Annotated in this window: 2 protein-coding genes; both read left to right on the top strand. The window is 36.1% G+C overall.

Annotated elements, in window-relative coordinates; translation table 11 throughout:
* Positions 1 to 75: 75 nt before the first annotated feature.
* Positions 76 to 1,560 (top strand): glycerol kinase GlpK, encoded by a 1,485-nt coding sequence (gene glpK, locus QMA00_RS18700; RefSeq protein ID WP_008466872.1) that lies wholly within the window; start codon positions 76 to 78, stop codon positions 1,558 to 1,560.
* Between the two features lie 271 nt (positions 1,561 to 1,831).
* Positions 1,832 to 2,563 (top strand): MIP/aquaporin family protein, encoded by a 732-nt coding sequence (locus QMA00_RS18695; RefSeq protein WP_033103174.1) that lies wholly within the window; start codon positions 1,832 to 1,834, stop codon positions 2,561 to 2,563.
* The last annotated feature ends 44 nt before the right edge of the window (positions 2,564 to 2,607 follow it).

The raw sequence follows: 2,607 nt of genomic DNA, 5'->3' as shown, positions 1-2,607 counted from the left end.
ATTTGTTGTATGTTACATTTAATTCATGTAATAGTACAAAAACGAAAATAACCGAATGTTAAAGTGTAAAAAATAATGAATAATTATATCCTTTCAATTGATCAAGGTACGACTAGCTCTCGCAGTGTTTTATTCGATTTAAATGGCAAAGTTGCATATATAGAACAACAAGAATTTGAACAACATTTTCCAAAAGATGGTTATGTTGAGCATAAGCCTGAGGACATATGGGAGTCTGTTCTTCATACCATTAATGCTGTTATGAAGAACCTAGATCCTGAGCATGATAAAGTTATTGCTATTGGTATTACTAATCAACGCGAAACTACAATCGTTTGGGATAAAGTAACCGGTGAACCCATTTATAATGCGATAGTCTGGCAAGATAGGCGTACAACAGAACTATGCGATAGTTTAAGGCTTGCAGGAAAAGAAGAACTAATTATGCAAAAAACGGGGTTATTAATCGATCCGTATTTTTCTGCGACTAAAATAAATTGGATTTTAGAAAGTTGTCCAGGCGCTCGTGAAAAAGCAGAAAATGGTGATTTAATTTTTGGTACGGTCGATACTTATTTGTTATGGAAGTTGACAGGCGAAAAAGAACATCGCACAGATGCAACTAATGCATCGAGAACTATGCTATTTAATATTCATACGCAAGAATGGGATACCGAACTACTTGAATTACTTGATGTTCCATTAAATATGCTACCAGAAGTAATGGATTCATCAGATGACTTTGGTATGGCGAGTGAAAAATATTTAGGTTACGAAGTGCCTATTTTAGGTATGGCAGGTGATCAACAGTCAGCACTGTTTGGCCAAACATGCTTTCAAGCAGGTATGGCTAAAAGTACCTATGGAACAGGGTGCTTTATGATGGTTAATACAGGTGATCAAGTTCTTCAATCTAAAAATAGACTTCTTAGTACTGTCGCCTATCGTTTGAATGGCAAACCAACCTATGCATTAGAGGGCAGTATTTTTATAGCTGGCGCAGCAATTCAATGGCTTAGAGATGGCTTACAGTTAATTGAAAAAGCAGATGAAACAGAATTACTCGCTATCAATACCTCCCTAGATCATGGAATATATATGGTTCCTGCATTTACTGGTTTGGGTGCACCATATTGGGATCCAAATGCTCGTGGGGCTATATTTGGATTAACTAGAGATACGGGTATTAAAGAGATAGTAACAGCAGGATTACAGTCTGTTTGTTTTCAAACTAAAGATCTTCAAAAGGCTATGGAATCAGACGGCGTTAGGCCTCAGGTACTTAGAGTTGATGGTGGTATGGTCATAAATGGATGGCTTATGCAGTTTTTGTCAGACGTTTTAGGTGCAGAGGTTGACCGTTCAACTATTAGTGAAACGACTGCTTTAGGTGTAGCTTATCTTGCAGGACTTAGGGCTGGTGTATTCTCATCGCTTGAGTCATTGGCAACTAATTGGAATTGTGAAAGACGATTCGAACCTGGCATGACCAAAACAAAACGTGATGAGCTTTATGATGGCTGGTGTAAATCAGTTAAAAAAGTACAAAGTGAAGGATAAGTTACTAATTTACCTTTAAATATAAATTCATACCAAACTTGTTTGATTAGAGTTTATGGATGTAAGTAAAGTTATTAAAACTCGCAATCATAAACTCTAAGCTCAATAGGATAGTTTTATTAGTGACCATTATAGATGCTTTTAAGGATATCAAGCACTTTGAATTACAACATTTAAACAAAAATAGTTTCATAGTGTAGATAGTATTCGCTTATAGAAAGACATGTTCATTAAGGTAGATTTAATTTTAGCTTTTAGCAAGGAATATAAAATGACACCATTTATAGCAGAAATATTAGGAACGGCCCTCTTAATTTTAATTGGAGGCGGTGTAGTTGCTAATAATATTTTAAAAAAAACAATAGGTGAAGGAGGAGGGTGGATGGCTGTTACTACAGCTTGGGGTCTTGCTGTATTTATTGGTGTGGTTGTCGCTGGCCCTTATAGTGGAGCACATCTAAACCCAGCTGTAACACTTAGCTTAGCAGTAGCTGAAAAATTTTCTTGGACTGAAGTCCCTGCTTACATTGCTGCACAATTTATTGGTGCAATGATTGGAGCTTTTTTAGTTTATGTAATATATAAAGATCACTTTGATGCTACAGATGATGCAGAATTAAAACGAGCAGTCTTTTGTACAGCACCAGCAATACCAAATACATTTAGAAATATAATTAGTGAAATTGTAGGTACTTTTGTTTTATTGATTTGTGTATTTTATTTTTCGGCGGCTGAAATCGACAATGGTACTGGGACTAAAATTGGTTTGGGCTCTATAGGTGCAATTCCAGTTGCTTTTGTTGTGTGGGGAATTGGGCTTTCATTGGGTGGTACAACAGGATATGCAATAAATCCAGCTAGAGATTTAGGGCCTAGAATTGTACATGCTTTGTTACCGATCAAAGGTAAGATAGATAGTAATTGGAGTTATTCATGGATTCCAGTGTTAGGTCCGACTATAGGTGGTACTTTAGCTGCGTTACTTTACACTATTCTTAGTTAATAAAAGTTATAATTAAGATCCAGATGCTCTGTATAATACAGGGC

Source organism: Pseudoalteromonas sp. APC 3694, from assembly GCF_030407565.1.
GTDB lineage: Bacteria > Pseudomonadota > Gammaproteobacteria > Enterobacterales > Alteromonadaceae > Pseudoalteromonas > Pseudoalteromonas tetraodonis.
This window is presented reverse-complemented; position numbering and strand designations above follow the sequence as displayed.